At 66.4% G+C, this 22425-nt stretch carries 18 protein-coding genes and 1 tRNA gene; 14 read left to right on the top strand and 5 right to left on the bottom strand.

All coding sequences use genetic code 11. The features are described from left to right. On the top strand, nt 1-2406 hold the full coding sequence (locus I55_RS06525; RefSeq protein WP_044559683.1) for a TonB-dependent receptor: 2406 nt from the start codon (nt 1-3) through the stop codon (nt 2404-2406). 39 nt (nt 2407-2445) lie between these two features. Here I55_RS06525 and hutC read toward each other — a convergent pair whose 3' ends face one another. Then, on the bottom strand, nt 2446-3156 hold the full coding sequence (hutC, locus tag I55_RS06520; protein ID WP_044559682.1) for a histidine utilization repressor: 711 nt from the start codon (nt 3154-3156) through the stop codon (nt 2446-2448). Next, nucleotides 3153-4529, bottom strand: a complete 1377-nt coding sequence (locus I55_RS06515) for a formimidoylglutamate deiminase (RefSeq protein WP_044559681.1) — start codon at nt 4527-4529, stop codon at nt 3153-3155. Before I55_RS06515 ends, hutC begins: the two co-directional genes overlap by 4 nt. A gap of 91 nt (nt 4530-4620) precedes the next feature. On the opposite strand from I55_RS06515, the gene hutI reads away from it, so the two are divergent. The 9 genes from hutI to I55_RS06470 all read left to right on the top strand — a co-directional run bounded on the left by hutI (nt 4621) and on the right by I55_RS06470 (nt 12279). Then, nucleotides 4621-5826, top strand: coding sequence for an imidazolonepropionase (hutI, locus tag I55_RS06510; RefSeq protein ID WP_044559680.1), 1206 nt, complete (start codon nt 4621-4623; stop codon nt 5824-5826). Nucleotide 5827: 1 nt separating this feature from the next. Continuing rightward, on the top strand, nt 5828-6667 hold the full coding sequence (hutG, locus tag I55_RS06505; RefSeq protein WP_252181045.1) for an N-formylglutamate deformylase: 840 nt from the start codon (nt 5828-5830) through the stop codon (nt 6665-6667). Continuing rightward, on the top strand, nt 6664-8331 hold the full coding sequence (gene hutU / locus I55_RS06500; RefSeq protein WP_044559678.1) for a urocanate hydratase: 1668 nt from the start codon (nt 6664-6666) through the stop codon (nt 8329-8331). The genes hutG and hutU overlap by 4 nt, the downstream gene beginning before the upstream one ends. Continuing rightward, the gene (locus I55_RS32800; RefSeq protein WP_049973882.1) at nt 8328-8921 is read left to right on the top strand and encodes a HutD family protein; all 594 of its coding nucleotides are present in this window, start codon (nt 8328-8330) and stop codon (nt 8919-8921) included. The genes hutU and I55_RS32800 overlap by 4 nt, the downstream gene beginning before the upstream one ends. Then, entirely contained in the window at nt 8918-9832 is a 915-nt protein-coding gene (locus I55_RS06490) for a transporter substrate-binding domain-containing protein (RefSeq protein ID WP_044559677.1), read from the top strand. Before I55_RS32800 ends, I55_RS06490 begins: the two co-directional genes overlap by 4 nt. Further along, entirely contained in the window at nt 9829-10539 is a 711-nt protein-coding gene (locus tag I55_RS06485; protein ID WP_085939956.1) for an ABC transporter permease, read from the top strand. Before I55_RS06490 ends, I55_RS06485 begins: the two co-directional genes overlap by 4 nt. Nucleotides 10540-10544: 5 nt before the next feature. After that, entirely contained in the window at nt 10545-11273 is a 729-nt protein-coding gene (locus I55_RS06480; protein ID WP_044559676.1) for an ABC transporter permease, read from the top strand. Next, nucleotides 11270-12046 carry an amino acid ABC transporter ATP-binding protein gene (locus tag I55_RS06475; RefSeq protein WP_044559675.1) on the top strand — a complete coding sequence of 259 codons (777 nt, stop codon included), beginning with the start codon at nt 11270-11272 and terminating at the stop codon, nt 12044-12046. Before I55_RS06480 ends, I55_RS06475 begins: the two co-directional genes overlap by 4 nt. Before the next feature lie 157 nt (nt 12047-12203). Further along, nucleotides 12204-12279, top strand: a tRNA-Glu gene (locus tag I55_RS06470). 298 nt (nt 12280-12577) lie between these two features. Here I55_RS06470 and I55_RS39460 read toward each other — a convergent pair. From I55_RS39460 to I55_RS06455, 3 genes are all read right to left on the bottom strand, one after another. Beyond that, nucleotides 12578-13042: a general stress protein gene (locus I55_RS39460; protein ID WP_044559673.1), complete on the bottom strand. Its 465-nt coding sequence runs from the start codon at nt 13040-13042 to the stop codon at nt 12578-12580. Between the two features lie 490 nt (nt 13043-13532). Then, on the bottom strand, nt 13533-14423 hold the full coding sequence (locus tag I55_RS06460) for a manganese catalase family protein (RefSeq protein ID WP_044559672.1): 891 nt from the start codon (nt 14421-14423) through the stop codon (nt 13533-13535). 197 nt (nt 14424-14620) lie between these two features. After that, nucleotides 14621-14848: a DUF6429 family protein gene (locus I55_RS06455; RefSeq protein ID WP_044559671.1), complete on the bottom strand. Its 228-nt coding sequence runs from the start codon at nt 14846-14848 to the stop codon at nt 14621-14623. 614 nt (nt 14849-15462) lie between these two features. Between I55_RS06455 and I55_RS06450 the strand changes: the two genes are divergently transcribed. The 4 genes from I55_RS06450 to I55_RS06435 all read left to right on the top strand — a co-directional run. After that, complete coding sequence (locus tag I55_RS06450; RefSeq protein ID WP_044559687.1) at nt 15463-17886, top strand: glycogen/starch/alpha-glucan phosphorylase; 2424 nt, start codon at nt 15463-15465, stop codon at nt 17884-17886. Further along, nucleotides 17886-20105 carry a 1,4-alpha-glucan branching protein GlgB gene (glgB, locus tag I55_RS06445; protein WP_044559670.1) on the top strand — a complete coding sequence of 740 codons (2220 nt, stop codon included), beginning with the start codon at nt 17886-17888 and terminating at the stop codon, nt 20103-20105. The genes I55_RS06450 and glgB overlap by 1 nt, the downstream gene beginning before the upstream one ends. A 60-nt stretch (nt 20106-20165) precedes the next feature. Continuing rightward, on the top strand, nt 20166-21464 hold the full coding sequence (gene glgC / locus I55_RS06440) for a glucose-1-phosphate adenylyltransferase (RefSeq protein WP_286364291.1): 1299 nt from the start codon (nt 20166-20168) through the stop codon (nt 21462-21464). A gap of 36 nt (nt 21465-21500) precedes the next feature. Then, the coding region (locus I55_RS06435) for a glycogen/starch synthase (RefSeq protein WP_044559668.1) at nt 21501-22425 on the top strand (925 nt) is incomplete at its 3' end.

Here is a 22425-nt window from a genome sequence, read left to right as displayed (position 1 = left end):
ATGAGAGTTAAGACCACGCGGGCCAGCGGGCTGGTCCTGCTGCTGGCCTCCACGGCGCTGGCGCCACTGTGGGGCATGCAATCGGCCCTGGCCGCCGACGTGCCACCCGCCGCGCCGGCGGTCCCGGACACGGCGGCGAACGAAGGCCTGATGGAAATCCTGGTGACGGCGCAGAAGCGCAGCGAGAACCTGCAGAACGTGCCCATCAGCCTGCAGGCGCTGGGTACGGCCACGCTGGAACAGCACCAGGTCCAATCCTTCGACGATTACGCCAAGCAGCTGCCCAGCGTGTCTTTCCAGTCTTTTGGGCCGGGACAAAGCCAGCTGTTCTTCCGCGGCATCTCGTCCGGTGGCGATGGCCTGCCGTTCGGCGCACTGCCCACCAGCGGCTTCTACCTTGATGAAATTCCGGTCACTACCATCGGCTCCCTGCTGGATGTCCATATCTATGACGTCGCCCGGGTCGAAGCGCTGTCCGGACCGCAAGGCACGCTCTACGGCGCCAGTTCCCTGTCCGGCACCTTGCGCATCATCACCAACAAGCCGGACACGTCCAAGTTCTCCGCCGGCTACGATGTCCAAGGCACCCGCTTCGACAAGGGAAGCCTGGGCGGCACCATCGAAGGCTTCGTGAACGTCCCCCTCAGCGACAGGGCGGCGGTGCGCATTGTCGGCTTTGAGGAGCATGACGGCGGCTACATCGACAACACCTACCACCAGCGCACCTACCAGAGTCCCCATACCCTGGACGATGGCACGGTGGTGAACAGCCCCATCACCGTGGACAATTCCAAGTTCGTCAAAAAGAACTTCAACGATGTCGACACCTATGGCGGCCGTGTGGCCCTGGGCATCGACCTGGACGACGACTGGACCGTCACGCCGCAGGTCATCGCCCAGCACCAGCGGTCCAACGGCTCTTTCCTCTACGATCCCAAGGCGGGTGACCTGCAGGTCCACGATTATGCGCCGGAACGCAACATCGACAAGTGGTACCAGGCGGCCCTGACCGTCGAGGGCAAGGTCTGGGATTGGGATGTCCTCTATTCCGGCGGTTACATGCAGCGGTCGATCGACACGCATGCCGACTACAGCTATTACACCGTGGCGTATGATGCCTATCCCAACTATGGGTATTTCACGAATTCCATGGGGAAGCAGATCGACCCCACCCAATACTATTATGGGCACCAGGATCTGACCAAGCAAAGCCACGAACTGCGTTTCAGCTCGCCCTCGGCCAACCGCTGGCGGGTCACCGCCGGCCTGTTCTATCAGGAGCAGACCAACCAGTTCCAGGCGAACTACTACGCGCCGGGTTACGGGTCGTCCGAACAGGGATCGCCCGTGTATCAGGACGACATCTTCCTGACCAACGTGCACATCGTCGACCGCGACTACGCCGTGTTCAGCCAGGCCTCCTACGACATCCTGCCCAGCGTCACCCTGACCGGCGGCGTGCGCGGCTTCATCGCCGACAACACGCTGACCGGCTTCTCAGGCTTCGCCAGCGACGCGGCGAAGGCCGGTTGCGTGACACCCTTCCCGTCGCTGAACAGCTGTTCCTACCTCAAGAAAAGCTTCAATGAATCGGGTGAGACCCACAAACTGAACGTGACGTGGCAGATCGACCCGGATCACATGGTCTACGCGACATATTCCACCGGCTACCGACCGGGAGGCAACAACCGCCGGGCGGCGGTCCAGCCCTATGGATCGGATACCCTGGACAATTACGAGCTGGGATGGAAGACATCCTGGTTTGATCAGAAGCTGCGCTTCAACGGCGCCGTCTATTACGAGGAATGGAACAATCTTCAGTACGCCCTGGTGGCGCTCAACTCCGGCAGCGTGACCAATATCTACAACGCGGGCGATGCCCGGGTGTACGGCCTTGAAACGGACATCACCTGGGCTGTCACCCGCAGCCTGACCCTGTCGGCATCGGGTGCGTTCAACGACGCCCGCTTGGCGACGGATTTCTGCGCCATCGGCGCCAACAGCAACCCGGACTGCGCCTCCGGCATCATCGCGGCGCCGAAGGGCACGCGGCTGCCGGTACAGCCCCGGATCAAATTCAACACGACGGCCCGCTATGAATTCCAGCTGGGGGAGGCGGACAGCTTCGTCCAGGGGTCCCTGAACCACCAGACCAGCACGCGCAGCTTCCTGGGAACCACAGCGAACGACTTGGTCGGCGACAGCCCGGGCTTCACCACCGTCGACGTCTCGATGGGCGGCAAGATCGGCAACACCACCGCCGAGTTCTATGTCCAGAACCTGTTCGACGAACGCGGGGGGCTGACCCGGAACACCTTCTCCGCCCCGGAAATCTCCGGTCAGTACGCACGCATCTATCCGACGAAGCCGCGACTGTTCGGCGTCAAGTTCGGTCAGAAGTTCTGATGACCCGTCCGGCCTGCCGCCCTTCGGGGCTGCAGGCCGTCACGGACGGCTGCTGCCGAACCGGGCGACCAGGTGATAGGCCGTGCCCAGGAAATATTGACGCACGGCCGTGATCCGTTCGGAGCTGCGCCAGGTCTGCCGTTCCACCAGCAGGCAGGCCGTGCCCACCGGTGTCTTGAGAAGGCGCGCGATCTCCGCATCTGCGGGGACGGCGGAAATGCGGGTTTCCGCCTCCGTCCACGGCACATGCCGCAGCAGCCAGGTTCCCGGCGGCTCCTTCTCAAGGTCGGCGTCGGCGATGGCCGGCACCGCAGCCAAGCTGACCAGGCGGCGTTCCACCGCCAGGGGCGCGCCGTCGGCGGAATGCAGGCCGTCCAGCTGCAACAGCCGGCGTCCGCCGGCCAGCAACTCCTCCTCGGCGTTTCCCCGGGCGGCCGCCCGCAGCCTCCGCACCAGCAACTGATAGCCGTAGACATGGCCGCGTTTGGCCACCTCCACCGGAAGATCCGGGACATCCAGGATCATGGAATGGGCATGCGGGCGGCCGACGAAGGAACCAGCGCCCTTGCGCCGTTCGATGAGGCCCGCCGCGGCCAGGGCGGACAGCGCCTTGTTGACCGTCATGCGTGAGCACTGGTAGGTCTGCATCAGCTCGTGCTCCACGGGGAGCCGGTCTTCCGGCGCCAGCTTTCCCGACAGGATGGCCGACTCTATGTCCGTTCGAATGCGCTCATGCAGGGACAGCGTCACTGGGTCAATCTTTCAAGGACTTGGCGGTAACGGGTGACAATGGCGTCCCGCCGTTGGTGCCGGCCAGTATTAACCACCTGCTTGCCCCGGCGCCAGACCCCGTCAATGGCCGCCCGGCCGGCGGCGAAGATCAAGGCGTCCAGCAGCGCCGGGCCACGGCGGCCGTGCAGCGAGGGGTGCCGGGTGTCCAGGCTGACCAGGTCGGCCGCATGGCCGACGGCGATGGCGGCCGGCGCGCCCAGGGCGGCCGCCCCCCCCGCCAGCGCGCCCTCCAGCAGGTCCTGGCCCGTCGATCGCCCCGGCGCCTTGGCGAACAGGTTGCGGCTACGGCCCGCCAGGCGCTGGCTGTATTCCAACAAGCGCAGTTCCTCGGTCGCGTCGATCAGGACGTTGGAGTCCGATCCGACGCCGAAGCGGCCGCCGGCGGACAGATAGGCGGCGGCCGGGAAGATGCCGTCGCCCAGGTTGGCCTCGGTGATAGGGCACAGGCCAGCGACCGCGCCGCGCGCCGCCATGTCCGCGACCTCCGCCGGCGTCACATGGGTGGCGTGCACCAGGCACCAGCGGCTGTCCACGGCCACGTTGGCCAGCAGCCACTCCACCGGCCGGGCGCCGCCCCAGGCCACGCAGTCCTCAACCTCCTTCACCTGCTCGGCGATATGGATGTGCACCGGCCCCGTGCCGGCCAGAGCCACCACCTGGCTCAACTCCTCGGGCGTCACCGCGCGCAGGCTGTGTGGCGCCACGCCGACGACGGCGTCGGGCAGGGCCCGCGCCTTGACCCGCGCCGCCTCCACCAGCTGGGCGAAGCCGTCCACGTCGTGCAGGAAGCGCCGCTGCCCATGCCCTGGTGCAGCCCCACCAAAACCGGAATGGGCATAGAACACGGGCAGGTGGGTCAGGGCGATGCCGGTCTCATCCGCCGCCGCGACGATGGCGGCGCTCATTTCCGCCGGGTCGGCGAACCGCCCGCCATCCCGATCATGATGAAGGTAATGGAATTCCCCGACGCGGGTGAACCCGGCCTCCAGCATTTCCATATAGGCCAACGCCGCGATGGCGTGCAGGTCATCGGGCGAAAGGCGATCGACGAAGCGGTACATGACGTCACGCCAGGTCCAGAAGCTGTCGCCCGCTGGCCCCCGCACCTCCGCCAGGCCGGCCATGCCGCGCTGGAAGGCATGGCTGTGCAGGTTGGGCAGGCCCGGTATGACCGCCGGCCGCCGCTCATCGCCGGCCTGGGGGGGCGCGTTCCGTTCCAGGGTGGCGATGACGCCGTCCCGGACCGTCAGCCGCACATTGTCCGCCCAACCCTCAGGAAGCAGGGCCTGCTGGAAGTGGAAAGCCCCGTCCGAACCGCCGTCAGTGCCCATGGTGCATTCTCCTGTTGCGCCATATGTCTATACATTCTAAGGTGCGAACGCAACCATAGAGGCGGACTTGGGATCCGTCGGGAGAACGGGCATGCGTTGCGACAAGCTGTGGACAAACGCCCATTTGGCGACGCTTGCCGGGGCTGAGCCCGGTCTGGGGATCGTTCGCGATGGCGTCATCGCCATGCGCGATGGCCTGATCGTCTACGCCGGCGCTCTCGCCGACGCGCCCGATTTCGACGCCGGCGTGGTGGTGGATTGCGCCGGCCGTTGGATCACCCCCGGCTTGATCGATTGTCACACGCACTTGGTCCATGGCGGAAGCCGGGCGCATGAGTTCGAACTGCGGCTGGCCGGCGCCTCTTATGAGGAGATCGCTCGGGCCGGCGGCGGCATCCTTTCCACCATGCGCGCCACGCGCGACGCTGATATGGATGCGCTGACGGCCAGCGCGCTGCCCCGCTTGGACGCCCTGATGGCGGAAGGGGCGACGACGGTCGAGGTCAAGTCGGGATACGGTCTGAATCTGGAGGCGGAGCTGCGCATGCTGCGCGCCGCGCGGCGGCTGGGTCAGGCGCGGCCGGTCCGGATCACCACCACTTTCCTGGGCGCCCACGCGCTGCCGCCTGAATTCAGCGGTGACGCCGACGGCTATGTCGACTTCCTGTGCGACACCGTGCTGCCGGCAGCGGCGGGGGAGGGGCTGGCCGACGCCGTCGACGCCTTCTGCGAAGGCATCGGCTTCACACCGGATCAGACGGCGCGGATGTTCACTGCCGCTGCCGCCCATAGCTTGCCGGTCAAGCTGCATGCCGACCAGTTGTCCAACCTGTCCGGCGGCGCCCTGGCGGCCCGGCATGGCGCCCTGTCGGCCGACCATCTGGAACATACGGACGCCGATGGCGTCGCGGCCATGGCCGTGGCCGGCACCGTGGCGACACTGCTGCCCGGCGCCTTCTATTTCGTGCGGGAAACCAAGCTGCCGCCCGTGGACGCCTTCCGCAAGGCGCGCGTGCCCATGGCCCTGGCCACCGACTGCAACCCCGGCACGTCGCCGCTGACCTCGCTGCTGCTGGTCATGAACATGGGCGCCACCCTGTTCCGCATGACGGTGGATGAATGCATCGCCGGCGTCACCCGCAACGCCGCCCGCGCCCTGGGGCTGCACCATGAGATCGGCACGCTGGAGGCGGGCAAGTCCTGCGACCTGGCGATCTGGGATATCGAGCGGCCGGCGGAGCTGGTCTATCGCATGGGCTTCAATCCCCTGCATGCGCGCGTCTGGCAGGGCAACTGACATGACGGCAACTGAAATGACGGACTGGCTGGAAATCCACCGCGGCGACGCGCCCCTGGTCGTGACCTTCCCCCACACCGGCACCGACATCCCGGACGGGCTGCTGGGCCGCTTCGCGTCGCCCTGGCTGGCGCGCAAGGATGCCGATTGGTGGATCGACCGGCTTTACGCCTTCGCGGCGGACCTGGGGGCCACCACCATCCGGACACGGCTGTCGCGCAGCGTCATTGACGTCAACCGCGACCCCTCCGGCGCGTCGCTGTATCCTGGGCAGGCGACGACCGACCTCTGCCCCGTCACCACCTTCGATGGGGAGCCGCTTTACGCCGGGGTCCCGCCCGATGCCGCCGACATCGCCGCGCGGCGGACGGCTTACTTCGATCCCTACCACGACGCCATCCGGGCGGAGCTGGTGCGGCTACGGCGGAGCCATGGCGCCGTCGTCCTGTATGACGCCCATTCCATCCGCAGCGTCATCCCGCGCCTGTTCGACGGCCCCCTGCCGCAGTTCAACATCGGCACCAATGGTGGGATCACCTGCGACGGGGCGCTGGCGACCGCCATCCACGACCGCTGCGCCGCCAGCGGCCACCGCCACGTGCTGAACGGCCGGTTCAAGGGCGGCTGGACGACGCGCCACTATGGCCGTCCCGACGAGGGCGTTCACGCCATTCAGATGGAACTGGCCATCCGGGGCTATCTCGCCGAACCCGACGAGCCCGGCCCCGGCAGCTGGCCGCCCCCCTTCGATCCTGTTTACGCGAGGCCTCTCGTCACGATCCTGACCGGTATCCTGGACGACTGCCTCGCCTTCGCCACCAGCCTGGGAAGGACCCTATGAGCCGCATCGACAACACCCGCGTCATCCGCCCCACCACCGGCACGGAACGCACCGCCAAAAGCTGGCTGACCGAGGCGGCGCTGCGCATGCTGATGAACAACCTGCACCCCGACGTGGCGGAGCGCCCGGAGGAGCTGGTGGTCTACGGTGGCATCGGCCGCGCCGCCCGCGACTGGCAGAGTTACGACCGGATCGTGGAGGCGTTGACGCGGCTGGAGGCCGACCAGACCCTGCTGGTCCAGTCCGGCAAGCCGGTGGGTGTCTTCCGCACCCACCCCGACGCCCCGCGCGTCCTGATCGCCAACAGCAACCTGGTGCCGAAATGGGCCAATTGGGAGCATTTCCACGAGTTGGACCGCAGGGGCCTGGCCATGTATGGCCAGATGACGGCCGGTTCCTGGATCTACATCGGATCCCAGGGCATCGTCCAGGGCACCTATGAGACCTTCGTTGAGATGGGCCGCCAGCATTACGGCGGGGACCTGTCGGGCCGGTGGCTGTTGACCGCTGGCCTGGGCGGAATGGGCGGGGCGCAGCCGCTGGCCGCCGTCATGGCCGGCGCCTCCTGCCTGGCCATCGAATGCCAGCGCAGCCGCATCGAGATGCGTCTGAGGACCGGTTACCTGGACCATGCCGCCGAGACCATTGATGAGGCGATGGCCATCATCGAACGCAGCCGTGCCGAGAAGAAGGCGGTGTCGGTCGGCCTGCTGGGCAATGCCGCCGAACTGCTGCCTGAGATGGTCCGGCGCGGCATCCGCCCGGATCTGCTGACCGACCAGACCTCGGCCCACGACCCCGTCAACGGCTACCTGCCTGCGGGCTGGACGGTGGCCGAGTGGATCGAACGGCGGGAGCGCGAGCCGCAGGCCGTTGCCGCCGCCGCGCGCGCCAGCATGGCGGTGCACGTCCAGGCCATGCTGGACTTCCAGGCGGCGGGGGTGCCCACCGTCGACTATGGCAACAACATCCGCCAGGTGGCCAAGGACGAGGGGGTCGCCAACGCCTTCGACTTCCCCGGATTCGTGCCCGCCTACATCCGCCCGCTGTTCTGCCGTGGCATCGGCCCCTTCCGCTGGGCGGCATTGTCCGGTGATCCCGAGGACATCTACAAGACCGACGCCAAGGTGAAGGAACTGCTGCCGGACAACCGGCACCTGCACAATTGGCTGGACATGGCGCGGGAAAGGATCCGGTTTCAGGGCCTGCCGGCCCGCATCTGCTGGGTCGGGCTGGGGGATCGCCACCGCCTGGGCCTGGCCTTCAATGAGATGGTGGCCAAGGGCGAGCTGAAGGCCCCCGTGGTGATCGGCCGCGACCATCTGGACAGCGGCAGCGTCGCCAGCCCCAATCGTGAGACGGAGGCCATGCGGGACGGCAGCGACGCCGTGTCCGACTGGCCGCTGCTGAACGCCTTGCTGAACACCGCATCGGGGGCCACCTGGGTGTCGCTGCACCATGGCGGCGGCGTGGGCATGGGGTATTCCCAGCACAGCGGCATGGTCATTGTCGCCGACGGCACCCCCGAAGCCGCCAAGCGGCTGGAGCGCGTCCTGTGGAATGACCCGGCCACCGGTGTGATGCGCCATGCCGACGCCGGCTACGACATCGCCCAGGATTGCGCCCGCGCCATGGGCCTTGACCTGCCCGGTATCCTGGGATGAGCGGTGTCCGCCTGCTTCCCTCGGCCTCACGGCCCGCCCAGGCGTGGAAGAACGGGGGCGGCGTCACGCGCGAGGTCGCCCGCCAGGATGAGGATGCGGGCAACATCCTCTGGCGCGTCAGCATCGCGGAAGTGCGGGAAGCGGGGCCCTTCTCCCACTTCCCGGGCGTCGACCGCGTGCTGGCGGTGCTGGAAGGCCGCCTGCTGCTGGACTTCGGCGGCGGCGCGGCCCCCGTCCTGGTGACGCCGGACACGGCGGCCCACCCGTTTCCCGGCGATGTGCCGGTATCGGGAACGCCGGATGGCGGGCCCGTCACCGACCTGAACCTGATGGTGCGCCGGGGGGCCGTGCGGGGCGCGCAACACCGGCTGCCCCCCGGCATGTCGTCGCTGCCGCCCAATCCCGAGGCGACGCGCCTGTTGGTGGCGGCGGGCGGAGTGGAGGTGACCTGTGGCGATGAGACGTACACCCTGGGCCGGCTGGACGCCCTGTCGTTCGACCCAGGCATGACGGCGCCCGTCCTGGTTCAAGCCGCATCGGCCTGCTGGCTGGTCGATATCGTCCCGCTGGCCGGTGCGGGTGGATTATGAGCAGGCTTCCGCGCGCGGGGGTTGGTTTCGGGCTGGCGGCGGCGCTTTCCCTGGCCGCCACGTGGGCTGGGGCCGCATGGGCCGGGGAGCCACAGCGGGCCATCGTCATCGGCACGGAGGGGGCCTTCCCACCCTGGAACATCACCCGGCCCGACGGCACCCTGATCGGTTTCGAGCCCGATCTGCTTCAAATCCTTTGCCAGCGGGCGAACCTGCGGTGCCAGTTGGTGGCCCAGGATTGGGACGGCATGATCGGCGCCTTGCAGGCCCATAAGATCGACGTCATCGCCGACGCGTTGCAGATCACGCCGGCGCGCAAGGCCGTGCTGGCCTTCTCCCTGCCATACGCCATCACCACCGGGGTCTTCGTCACCCAGAAGGACAGCCCCTTGGCCCGCATGGCCAACCGGGGCCTGGTGCTGGACCTGGACGCCAGTCCCACGCCCGAGCGCCAAACCGAGGCGCTGTCGGCCCTGCGCGAGGAGTTGCGCGGCAAAACCCTGGGCGTCGCCATCTCCAGCACCTACGACGGCTTCCTGGACAAGTACCTGGCGGGCGTCATCACCATCAAATCCTACCGCACCATGGGTGAACGGGATCTGGACCTGTTGAGCGGCCGTATCGACCTCACGCTGGATGACACCACCTACCTGCGGCCGCTGCTGGCGGCACCCGACGCGCGGGACCTGGTTCTGGTGGGGCCGGAATTGATCGGCGGTGAACTGGGCGCCGGCGAGGGCTTCGGCCTGCGCAAGGACGACACCGCCTTGGCGGAGCGCCTGAATGCCGCCATCCGCTCCGCCGTGGAGGATGGCACCGTGCGGCGCCTCAGCCTGAAATGGTTCAAGGCGGACGCTACCCCGGCCCTGGACGCCCGTCCGGGCGCCACCGGTGGGGGCCCCCAGCCATGATGGACGACCTCTCGCTCCTTGGCTTTGGGCCGGACGGCTGGGCGCCCCTGCTGCTGAAGGGCTGCATGCTCACCCTGGCGGTGTCCGCCACCTCCATGGCCATCGGCACGGTGCTGGGCGTCCTGCTGGCCTGGGCGCGGCTGAAGGGGCCGCGCTGGCTGCGGCGGACGGCGCTGGTCTATGGCGTGGTCTTGCGCGGGGTGCCGGAATTGCTGGTCATCCTGCTGCTGTACTTCGGTCTGCCCTCGTTGATCCTGTCGCTGGCCGAGACCTTCGGCTGGGATGCCCCGGGGCTGCCGCCGCCCTTCCTGATCGGCAGCCTGTCGGTCGGCCTGGTGTCCGCCGCCTATCAGGCCGAGATATTCCGGGGGGGGGTCGGCGCCATTGCCAAGGGCCAGTTCGAGGCGGCGCGGGCCATGGGCTTCAGCGACCTCCAGTGCTTCCACCGCATCGTCCTGCCGCAAGTGGCGCGCATCGTCCTGCCCGCGCTGGGCAACGTCTGGCAGTTCAACCTGAAGGATAGCGCGCTCATCGCCGTCACCGGGCTCAGCGAACTGATGCGCACCAGCCTGGTGGCCGCCGGATCGACCCGGCACCCCTTCCTGTTCTTCGGTGTGGCCATGGCGCTTTACCTGGTACTCACCACCCTTTCCAGCACGGCCTTCCACTACGGCGGCCGCTATTCCAACCGGTGGGACAGGGGCTGAGCGCGATGGGGGAACATCTGACGTTCATCGCGTCGGTCACCGCGCTGCTGGTGCGGGCCGTGCCCGTGACCCTGCTGATCCTGGCGGTTTCCGGCGTCTGCGCCACGGCGCTGGCCACGGGCCTCACGGCGATGTCGGTGGCGCGGTCGCCACTGCCGCGCCTGATCCAGCGGACCTGGACCTTTCTGTTCCGGGGCACGCCGCTGATCCTGCAAATCTTCATGATCTACTATGGGTTCGCCATGGTCCCGTGGATACGCCACGGCATCCTCTGGACGGCGTTCCGGGACCCGGTCTTCTGCACCTGCCTGGCCATGACCTGCTGCTGCTCGGCCTACATCGCCGAAATCTTCCGCGGGGCCTTGGCCGCCGTGCCGCGTGGGGAGATCGAGGCCGGCCGCGCCTGTGGCATGACCGGCTTCATGCTGCTGCGGCGGGTGATCGCGCCGTCGCTGGTCCGCATCGCGCTGCCCAGCTATTCCAATGAGATCATCATGATGACCAAATCGACCTCGCTGGCCAGCACCATCACGGTTCTGGACATCACCGGCGTGGCGCAGCAGGTCATCGCCCACAGCTACCGCACGCTGGAGGTGTTCTGCGCCGCCGCGGCGCTGTACCTGCTGATCAACGCCGGTCTATCGGCCCTGCTGGCGGCCCTGGAACGCCGGCTGGACGTCGACCGCGCCGTCCCATCCATCTCCGTTCCGCCCACCCTGGAGCCGCTGTCATGACCGTGCCACCCCCCGTCCTGACCGCCACCAACATCCGCAAGTCCTTCGGCGACAGGGAAGTGCTGGCCGGCATTTCGCTGGAGGCGCGGGAAGGGGAGGTCATCTCCATCCTGGGCGGCAGCGGCTCGGGCAAAAGCACCTTCCTGCGCTGCCTCAACCTGCTGGAGGTTCCCGACGAGGGCCAGATCGCCATCGGCGACGTGCAGGCGCCCCTGGCGCGCAACCGCCACGGCCGCCTGGAGGTTTCCGACGGCCGTGCTGCCGCCCGCCTGCGGATGCAGACGGCCATGGTCTTCCAAGGCTTCAATCTCTGGCCCCACCTGACGGTGCTGCAGAACGTCATGGAGGCCCCCTTGCGCGTTCACCGTCGCGACCGCGACGAGGTTCTGGCGACCGCGCGGTCGCTGCTGGAACGGGTGGGCATGGCAGGCTTCCACGCCGCCTATCCCAAGCGGCTCTCCGGCGGGCAGCAGCAGCGGGTGGCCATCGCACGGGCCCTGGCGACGAACCCGAAGCTGGTCCTGTTCGATGAGCCGACCTCCGCCCTCGATCCGGAACGGGTGCGCGAGGTGCTGGCCCTGATGCGGTCCCTGGCGGAGGAGGGGCGGACCATGATCGTCGTCACCCACGAAATGGCGTTCGCGCGCGACGTGTCCGGCCGGGTGGTCCACTTGATGAACGGGCGCGTCGAATCCAGCGGCTCGCCAGCCCACATGTTCGGAGCCGACGCCACGGCCGCGTTCCGCGCCTTTCTGGCACCTGCGGCTCTTTGACGAGGCAAGTCGGGCTTACATGGATCAAGGTGAGCGTGCCCCGTCCTGTTCCCGTGATGTCCGCTGCCACCCGTCTTCGTAGCGTTCCACTTTTCTGAAATAAAGTGCTTGACCTACTCCGGCCGCCTCGCGTACATACCCGGCCTCACACGGCCTCGTCCCCTTCGTCTAGAGGCCTAGGACACCGCCCTCTCACGGCGGTAACAGGGGTTCGAATCCCCTAGGGGACGCCATCCGGCTGTCGAGCCGTTGATGTGCCTTTGCCAGTGGCGCGCTATCAGTGGGGCCATAGCAATATGCTCTTTTCACCCAACGTGTGCCCTCGCTGGCCTCTGGATAAAACCGCTTAGGTTGGTGTCTCGCCGCTGAGGGCAGGGCTCCTAAAGCATCATGGCCACGCCGGCGGAAACACCGGCGTGGCCACAATATAGCCGTCGCTTTTGCCAATAGGGCTGGTTGGGGAGCTAACTTGGCGCCGGGCTCTGGATGGCTTGGCAGTGCGCCGTGCCATCCGAAATGGACGCGGTGCGGTTAGCGATGACCGTGGGAAGCCTGGCCCCCTTTGCGACCGGCTTCCGTCGCACGCTCCGGATTGTCGGCGAAATTGCCGCCGCCATGATTCCCACCCCCATGGTTCCCACCCCCATGGTTCCCGCCACCACGGTTGCCGCCACCACGGTTGCCGCCGGAGGCCTCTCCCCCTTTGCGGCCGGCTTCGGCGGCGCGCTCGGGATTGTTGGCGAAGTTCCCGCCCGAGGCCTGACCGCCCTTGCGGCCCGCCTCGGCCGCCAGCTCGTGATCCTGGGAGAAGCTGCGCTTCTCGTCCGGTACGCTCTGGCCACCCTTGCGGCCCGCCTCGGCGGCAAGTTCATGGTCCTGCGAGAAGCTGCGCTTCTCATCGGGTACGCTGGAACCGCCCTTGGCCGCGATCTCGCGCTGCTTGTCGTCGTCCATCGAGGCGAAACCGCGATTGGAAGTGCTGCTGTCCTTGGTCATGTCATCCTCTTGCTTCTGATAAAGCGCCGCCTTTCCTCGTGTCGGCAATCCGACTTGTGGGGCTCTCTATTCATTGGCGGCACATCAATAGAAGAGAATTGAAGTGATTCTGTTCCGATAAAATTCAAAAAGAATCTATTTTCAAATATAGTTAAGTCATAGCTTCTCTTAACTAATGGATTTACTTAGATTATACTTCGGCTTGCTTAAGAACGGTCATGCCGTGACCTCCGGCTGTTCGCGTCAGCCGGAGGTCACGGCACACAGGAAATGGCAGCGATGGCGGTTCAGGCTCGGTCGGTATGAATGGTCGATGAGTCCCGTCAGTGTTTATGGGCCGTGCCCTTTCCGCCCGAACCGCCGGACGGGCCTTGCGGAGGGGCCTTGGCGCACGCCGTGGCTGGCGTGCATCATCCCGCCTATGACCATGGTCGTCGCCGAACAATACCCGACGCCCAGGTCACCCCGGGCGCCGCGCTCAAAAAGAAACCTATGCCTCCGGATCTTCCATGGCTCCGCCTTCTCCCAGTTCGGCGCCGGTCATGGGATCGGCTTCCGGGTTGGACATGGTCCGAGCCGTGAGGGCTTCGATGGCGTCCTCTTCCTCCCCGGATAAGGTGACGGAGGCAAGCCCGTCGCCCCCGTCCAGCGGAATGCCCCCTTCCACGTCGTCCAGCCGTTGCCATTTTCCTCCGGAATTCCATGACCCTTCCATATCGCCATCCCCTTGTGAGGCGTTGACATAGAGGTCGGCGAATTCCGGTTTGCCGGGCAGCTTGCCCGGCGGGAAGTTGGGCTCAATGGCGTAGAGCGCTTTTTCGAATGACTTCTGATGCGCGATCTCGCGCGTCATGAGGAAGGTGAGGGCGTCCTTCACACCGGGATCGTCGGTGAGATTGATCAGCCTCTCGTAGACGATCTTGGCGCGGCTCTCCGCCGCGATGTTGGAGCGCAGGTCGCAGGTCGGATCGCCGATGCTGTCGATGTAGGCCGCGGTCCATGGCACGCCGGAAGAATTGGTCAGGGACGGTCCGCCGCCATAGAGCAGGGATTGGGTGTGGCTGTCGCCGCCCTGGTTCAGCGCCGCGTAGAGATCGGCCTCCGCCAAGCTGGCCTCGGCCAACTGACCTTTGATGCCCTTGTTCAGCATGGCCACGATGCTGCCGATGATCTCCAGGTGGCTCAGTTCCTCCGTCGCGATATCAAACAACATGTCCTTGCGGCCGGGGTCGCTCTCGCCCAGCGCCTGGGTGAAATAACGCATGGCGGCCGCCAGCTCGCCCTGTGGCCCGCCGAATTGCTCCAGCATGAAGCTGGCCAGGACGGGATTGGGCTCGGCCACCCGCACGGTGTATTGCAGGCGCTTGTTGTGCATGAACATATAGGATGTCCTCCTAGCAATGAATGTCCGCTCACCCGGCATGCGGATGTGGATATTAAAAGTCGGAAAATTGGAATTGTTCCAAGAATTGATGGAAATTGAATAAAGCAAAGCCCAAGCTGCGCTTGGTGTTTTTATTTATTAAAGGGAAAAATAGATGCCGTTGGTGGTGAGCGGCCGCCGCCGGGTCACCGGATTCAGCGCCGGGCGAACATTTGCTGGAACAACCGCTCCGACCGGGCCAATCCCTCCGGTGTCATGATCACGGACTTGGCCTTGTTCACGGCATCCTCGATCATGCCTTTGCCGTGCAGCCTGTCCAGCGCGTCCCAGTCAAACGACTTCCAGGCGCGTTGGCCATCGTGTAAGCCCAGCCACAATAACGCCAGCACAGCGTCGTCAACGCGGTCCGTGTCGATTTCCATGTCCGCCTCCTGCCTTTGAACGTCGGGAAATCATGCGATCTGTCGGCTCCGGGCTCAAGGGGAGAGCGAAGCGCCGGGCCTCATTCCGGATGCGGCATGGCGATCGACGAACGACACGTTCCCGGGCTCGCCCACGGGATGGCGGTTCATGACGATGCGGCAGGCCTGTCAGCACCCCATCGTTGCCAGGCGCTTCCTCGTCCAGATGATGTGGCGCCGGGAACCCGACCGTGGTCTTCCCGATTGTTGACAGGCTCGTCCGTCCTCGGGCGGGGCTTTCGTATGGGTGTCCCCTCGATGGCTGCGGCGCGGCAGGGGGCCAGGGTGATGGGATGGCACCGTCGGCTACTGCAAAAGAATGACATATCAATAGGGTGTCGTCGGCTGGTGGCGTTCTATCTCTTTCGTGCGACTCTTTGTTGTCGCGGTGCAGCAGACATGCAAAGCTGACGATGCGATGTCTTCTTGGTCTCGAAAGGATTGACAGCGTGATTGATAAGCCTGTTCCGACCGCGTCTTCCGAAACCTCCGAGCTCGACCCGCCGGAGGTCGCCGGGGAAAACCAGGCGCCGCCGCCGGAACAGGCAGAGCCGCAGCCGGTGGACAGCGCCACGATGCGCGCCGCCATCGTCGCCAAGCTGATGTACGCCGTGGGTAAGAACCCCGAGGTGGCCAGCCAACGCGACTGGTTCATCGCCACCACGTTGGCCGTGCGCGACCGCATCGTCGACCATTGGATGTCGTCCACCCGCGCCACTTATGAATCCAAGCGCAAGCGGGTCTACTATCTGTCCTTGGAATTCCTGATCGGCCGCCTGCTGGTTGACGCCCTGATGGAAACCGGGCTGACGGAACCGGTGCGCAAGGCGCTGGACGATCTGGGCGTGGACCTGGATGAACTGCGCAAGATCGAACCGGACGCGGCGCTCGGCAACGGCGGCTTGGGCCGCCTGGCCGCTTGCTTCATGGAAAGCATGGCGACGCTGCAGATCGCGGCCCACGGCTACGGCATCCGTTACGACCATGGCCTGTTCCGTCAGGCCATCAAGGATGGCTGGCAGCGCGAGTATCCGGAAAATTGGCTGACCTTCGGCAACCCGTGGGAATTCGAGCGGCCGGAGGTCGACTACTCCGTCGGCTTCGGCGGCACGGTGGAGACGGTGGACGTCAGCGAGGATGTGACCAAGCACTACTGGCGGCCGGAGGAGACGGTGGACGCCATCGCCTTCGACACGCCCGTACCCGGCTGGCGTGCCCGCCATGTCAACACGCTGCGCCTGTGGTCGGCCCGCGCGCCGGACGCCTTGCGGCTGGACGCCTTCAACCAGGGCGACCATGTCGGCGCGCTGGCCGCGCGCGTGCGGCTGGAGGCCATTTCCAAGGTCCTGTACCCCAGCGACGCCACCCCGGCCGGCCTGGAACTGCGGTTGCGCCAGGAATACTTCTTCGTCTCCGCCTCGATGCAGGACATCATCCGTCGCCATAAGCAGCACCATGGCGAGCTGGAGCTGTTGCCGGAGAAGGTGGCGATCCAGTTGAACGACACCCACCCGGCCATCGCCATCGCCGAGCTGATGCGCGTCCTGATCGATCTGGAGGATTTCGATTGGGACCAGGCGTGGGAGATCACCACCGCCGTCTTCTCCTACACCAACCACACGCTGCTGCCGGAAGCGCTGGAAAGCTGGCCCGTTCCGTTGATGGAACGGTTGCTGCCCCGGCACATGCAGATCATCTACATGATCAACGCCCGCCACCTGGACCGGGTGCGCTCGAAGGGCGAGCATGACGGCGGCGTGCTGGCGGAACTGTCGCTGATCGATGAGAGCCACGGCCGCCGTGTGCGCATGGGCAACCTGGCCTTCGTAGGCTCGCACAAGATCAACGGCGTGTCGGCGCTGCATTCCGACCTGGTGAAGCGCACGCTGTTCTATCAGCTGGACCGCTTCTATCCTGGCCGCGTCGTCAACAAGACCAACGGCATCACCTTCCGCCGTTGGCTGTTCGAGGCCAATCCGGGTCTGACCCAGTTGCTGGTGGACTGTTGCGGTCCGCAGGTGATGGACGACCCCCTGGCCCTGTCGGGCTTCGAGAAGTTCGCCGGCGACGCGGGCGTGGTCGACCGGTTCCGGGCCATCCGCCGCGCCAAGAAGGTGGAGCTGTCCAACCTCATCCGCCGGCGGATGGACGTGTCGGTCAGCCCCGACGCCCTGTTCGACGTCCAGATCAAACGCATCCACGAATACAAGCGCCAGCTGCTGAACATCCTGGAGATCGTGGCGCTGTACGACGCCATCCGCGCCAACCCCGGCGGCAACTGGGTGCCCCGGGTGAAGATCTTCGCCGGCAAGGCGGCCGCCAGCTATCACCAAGCCAAGCTGATCATCAAGCTGGCCAACGACGTGGCCCGGGTGGTCAACCGCGATCCCGTGGTGCGCCGCCTGCTGAAGGTGGTGTTCCTGCCCAATTACAACGTCAGTCTGGCGGAGGCCATCATCCCCGCCGCCGACCTGTCGGAACAGATCTCCACCGCCGGCATGGAGGCCTCGGGCACCGGCAACATGAAGCTGGCCTTGAACGGCGCGTTGACCATCGGCACGCTGGACGGCGCCAATGTCGAGATCAAGGAGCATGTCGGCGACGACAACATCTTCATCTTCGGCCTGACCACCGAGCAGGTGGAGGAGCGGCGGCGCAAGGGCATCGACATGGCCGACGTCATCGCAGCCTCCCCCATGCTGGAAGAGGTGCTGGACGTGGTGGGCTCCGGCGTGTTCTCGCCGGGGGAGACCGGGCGTTTCAGCGACCTGGTGAACGCCGTGCGCTATCACGACTATTTCATGGTGGCGCCCGATTTCGACGCCTACTACGCCGCCCAGCGCGCGGTGGACGCCCGCTGGCATGACACGCCCGCCTGGTGGCGCTCCGCCATCACCAATACGGCGCGCATGGGCTTCTTCTCCTCCGATCGCGCCATCGCCGAATACGCCACGGACATCTGGGGCCTGCCGGCCCCGACCCTGCCGAGGAAGGGCTGATGGCGCGGGCGAAAGGTGTTCCGGGCTGGACGGCGGGCCTTGAGGACATCGACGCCCTGCTGGGCGCCCGGCACGACGACCCTTTCAGCGTGCTGGGCTTGCACAAGGCGGGGCGAGCCACCGTCATCCGCGCCTTCGTGCCGGGGGCGGAGACGGTGGAGGCTGTGGAAGCCGATGGCGGGGTGATCGCCGCCCTGGCGCGGGTGCACGACGCCGGCGTGTTCGAGGGTAAGGTCACGGGTCGCAAGGGACGGTTCCGCTACCGCCTGCGGTGCGCCAACGCGGGTGGCGGATGGGAGGTGGAGGATCCCTATGGCTTCGGTCCCATCCTGGGGCCAACGGACGACTATCTGTTCGCCGAGGGCACGCACAAGCGTCTCTATGAGAAGCTGGGCGCGCACCTCAAGTCCCATGAGGGCGTGGACGGCGTGCACTTCGCCGTCTGGGCGCCCAACGCCCGCCGGGTATCGGTGGTGGGCGACTTCAACGCCTGGGACGGGCGGCGCCATCAGATGCGCCACCGCCGGGACAGCGGCGTATGGGAAATTTTCGCCCCGGGTCTGGGGCAGGGGGCGATTTACAAGTATGAGATCGTGGGGCCGGACAATGTGGTTCTGCCGCTGAAGGCCGACCCCTTTGGCTTTGCCAGTGAGCTGCGTCCGTCCACCGCCAGCGTCGTCGCGCGCACCGATGACTTCCCTTGGGCCGACGACGCCCACATGGCGCACCTCAAGACCATGGACGCCCGCCGCTCCCCCATCAGCATCTATGAGGTGCACCTGGGCTCCTGGCGGCGGGGGGATGGCGGCCGCTACCTCACATGGGATGAGCTGGCGGACCAACTGGTGCCCTATGCCGCCGACATGGGCTTCACCCACCTGGAATTCCTGCCAGTCTCGGAGTTTCCCTTTGATCCGTCGTGGGGGTACCAGCCCATCGGGCTGTTCGCGCCCACCGCCCGTTTCGGCACGCCGGACGGTTTCGCCCGGCTGGTGGATCGCGCCCACCGGGCGGGGCTGGGGGTGCTGCTGGACTGGGTGCCGGCCCACTTCCCTACCGACGTGCATGGGCTGGCCCGTTTTGACGGCACCTCCCTTTATGAGCATGAGGATCCGCGCCAGGGCTTCCACCCGGACTGGAAGACCGCCATCTATAATTTCGGCCGGCGCGAGGTGGTGAACTACCTGGCGGCCAACGCCCTCTACTGGATCGACCGCTTCCACATCGACGGCCTGCGGGTGGACGCCGTCGCCTCCATGCTCTACCTCGACTATTCCCGCAAGGACGGTGAATGGATCCCCAATCGCGAGGGGGGCAACCAGAACCTGGAGGCGGTGGCGTTCCTGCGCACCATCAATACCCTGGTCTACGGCGAACATCCGGGGGCCATGACCATCGCGGAGGAATCGACCTCCTGGCCCGGGGTGTCACAGCCGGCCTACACCGGCGGCCTGGGCTTCGGCTTCAAATGGAACATGGGCTGGATGCACGACACGCTGGATTACGTGTCCACTGAGCCGGTCCACCGCAAGTGGCATCATGACAAGCTGACGTTCGGCCTGCTGTACGCCTTCTCGGAGAACTTCGTCCTGCCGCTCAGCCATGACGAGGTGGTCTACGGCAAGCGCTCCATCCTGGAGAAGATGCCGGGTGACGACTGGCAGAAGTTCGCCACCGCCCGCGCCTTCTATGCGTTCATGTGGGGCCACCCGGGCAAGAAGCTGCTGTTCATGGGGCAGGAATTCGGCCAGCGGTCCGAATGGGATTTCCAACGGGGTCTGGACTGGCACCTGCTGGGCTATCCCCGGCACGAGGGGTTGCGCCATCTGGTCCGCGACCTGAATGCCGGCTACCGCCGGGAACGCGCCTTGTATGAGGCGGATTGCACGCCCGATGGCTTCCGCTGGATCGTCGTCGACGACAATGAGCAGTCGGTGATCGCCTTCCTGCGATCGGGTGGAGAGGGCGTGCGCCCGGTGGCGGTCCTGTGCAATTTCACCCCCGTGCCGCGCTCGGGCTATCGTGTGGGCTTGCCCGCCGCCGGACGGTGGCTGGAAATCCTGAACACGGACGCGGCCGGCTATGGCGGCTCGGGCATGGGCAACCTGGGGGCGGTGTTGGCCACGGACCAGCCGGCCCACGGGCTGCCGGCCTCGGCCGCGGTGACGTTGCCGCCCTTGGCCACCCTTTGGTTGGCCCTTGATGGGTATCAAAGTTAAGTAGTGGGCGTTAATGGATAATTTCAGGCGGCGCGAACGCCGTCCCAGGGAGGTAAGAACGTGACAGGCCCCTTAAAGCGCTTCAACAGGGCATCCAGCGAACGTCACGCCGGCCGCGGCCCCCTTGCCCGACACGCCATGGCCTATGTGCTGGCCGGTGGGCGGGGGTCCCGCCTGATGGAATTGACCGATCGGCGCGCCAAGCCGGCCGTCTATTTCGGCGGCAAGTCGCGCATCATCGACTTCGCCCTGTCCAACGCGCTCAACTCCGGTATCCGCCGCATCGGCGTCGCCACGCAGTACAAGGCGCACAGCCTGATCCGCCACCTGCAGCACGGCTGGAACTTCTTCCGCCCGGAACGGAACGAGAGCTTCGACATCCTGCCGGCGTCTCAGCGCGTGTCGGAGGAACACTGGTATGAGGGCACGGCCGACGCCGTCTTCCAGAACATCGACATCATCCAGGACTACGAGCCCCGCTACATGGTCATCCTGGCGGGCGACCACATCTACAAGATGGACTACGAGTTGATGCTGCAGCAGCACGTCGACTCCGGCGCCGATGTCACCGTGGGCTGCCTTGAGGTCTCCAAGGAGGAGGCGAAGGGCTTCGGTGTCATGCACGTGGACGCGGATGACACCATCATCTCCTTCGTGGAGAAGCCCAAGGACCCGCCTACCATGCCGGGGTCGACCGACCGTTGCCTGGCCTCCATGGGCATCTATGTCTTCAATACCGCGTTCCTGTTCGACCAGTTGCGCCGCGACGCGGCTACGGCGGGCTCCTCGCGCGATTTCGGCAAGGACATCATCCCCTACATCGTGAAGCATGGGAAGGCGGTGGCCCACCACTTCTCCCGCTCCTGCGTGCGCTCCACGCAGGAGGCGCAGCCCTACTGGCGGGATGTCGGCACGGTGGATGCCTATGCCGAGGCCAACCTGGACCTGACCGACTTGGTGCCCGGCCTTGACCTGTACGATAACGACTGGCCCATCTGGACCTACAGCGAGATCACGCCCCCCGCCAAGTTCGTGCATGACGAGGAGGGCCGGCGTGGCCAGGCCATTTCCTCCCTGGTGTCGGGCGGGTGCATCGTTTCCGGCGCCTCGCTGAAGCGCGCGCTCCTGTTCACCGGCGTGCGCGTCAATTCCTTCTCCGCCGTGGAAAACGCCGTGCTCCTGCCCTATGTCGATGTCGCCCGGTCGGCGCGGCTGACCAATGTGGTGGTGGACCGCGGTGTGCACATCCCATCGGGCCTGGTGGTGGGCGAGGATCCGGAGGAGGACGCGCGCCGCTTCCGCCGCAGCGCCGCCGGCACGTGCCTGATCACCCAAGCCATGATCGACCGCCTTCCCTGAATTGCCTGACACGATCCGCCTGAAGGACTGATTTCCATGCCGCTTTCCGTACTCTCGGTCGCCTCGGAGGTGTTTCCCCTGATCAAGACCGGGGGGCTGGCGGATGTGGTGGGGGCCTTGCCGGGGGCGCTGGCGGCCGAGGACGTGGCCGTGACCACCCTGGTCCCCGGATATCCCGCCGTCACCGAGGCCCTGAAGGAGGGCCGGGAGGTGCATACCTTCGCGGAGCTGTTCGGCGGCCCGGCCCGGCTGGTGGCCGGCACCGCCCATGGCCTGGACCTGATCGTGGTGGATGCGCCACACCTCTACGCCCGGTCTGGCAATCCCTACATCGGCCCCGACGGGCGCGATTGGCAGGACAACGCCCTGCGCTTCGCCGCCCTGTCGCGCGCGGCGGCGGAGGTCGGGCTGGGCCGGGGCGGCGTGCCCCAGCCCGACGTGGTGCACGCCCATGATTGGCAGGCGGGCCTGGCGCCAGCCTACCTGACCTATGACGGCTGGCAGCGGCCGGCCACGGTGATGACCGTCCATAACCTGGCCTTCCAGGGCCAGTTCGAGGCGACGCTGCTGCCGCGCCTGGGCCTGCCGCCACATTCCTTCGGGATGGAGGGCGTCGAATACTACGGCGCCATCGGTTACCTGAAGGCGGGCCTGCAACTGGCTGATCACATCACCACTGTTTCGCCCACCTACGCCCAGGAAATCCGCGGCCGGGACGCCGGCATGGGGCTGGACGGCCTGCTGCGCGCCCGCTCGGCGCAGCTGTCGGGCATCATCAACGGCGTCGACACCACCATCTGGGACCCGGCTGCCGACGCCTTCCTGCCGGCGCCTTTCTCGGCGAAGCTGCTGAAGGGCAGGGCGGCGGCCAAGGCGGCCCTGCAGGAGCGTTTCGGCCTGGCCGTCAAACCCCACGCCCTGCTGTTCGGTGTGGTCAGCCGCCTGTCCTGGCAGAAGGGCC

Source organism: Azospirillum sp. B4 (genome assembly GCF_000333275.1).
Lineage (GTDB): Bacteria > Pseudomonadota > Alphaproteobacteria > Azospirillales > Azospirillaceae > Nitrospirillum.
Note: the sequence above shows the minus strand (reverse complement) of the source record. Positions and strands in the feature narration are given on the sequence as shown.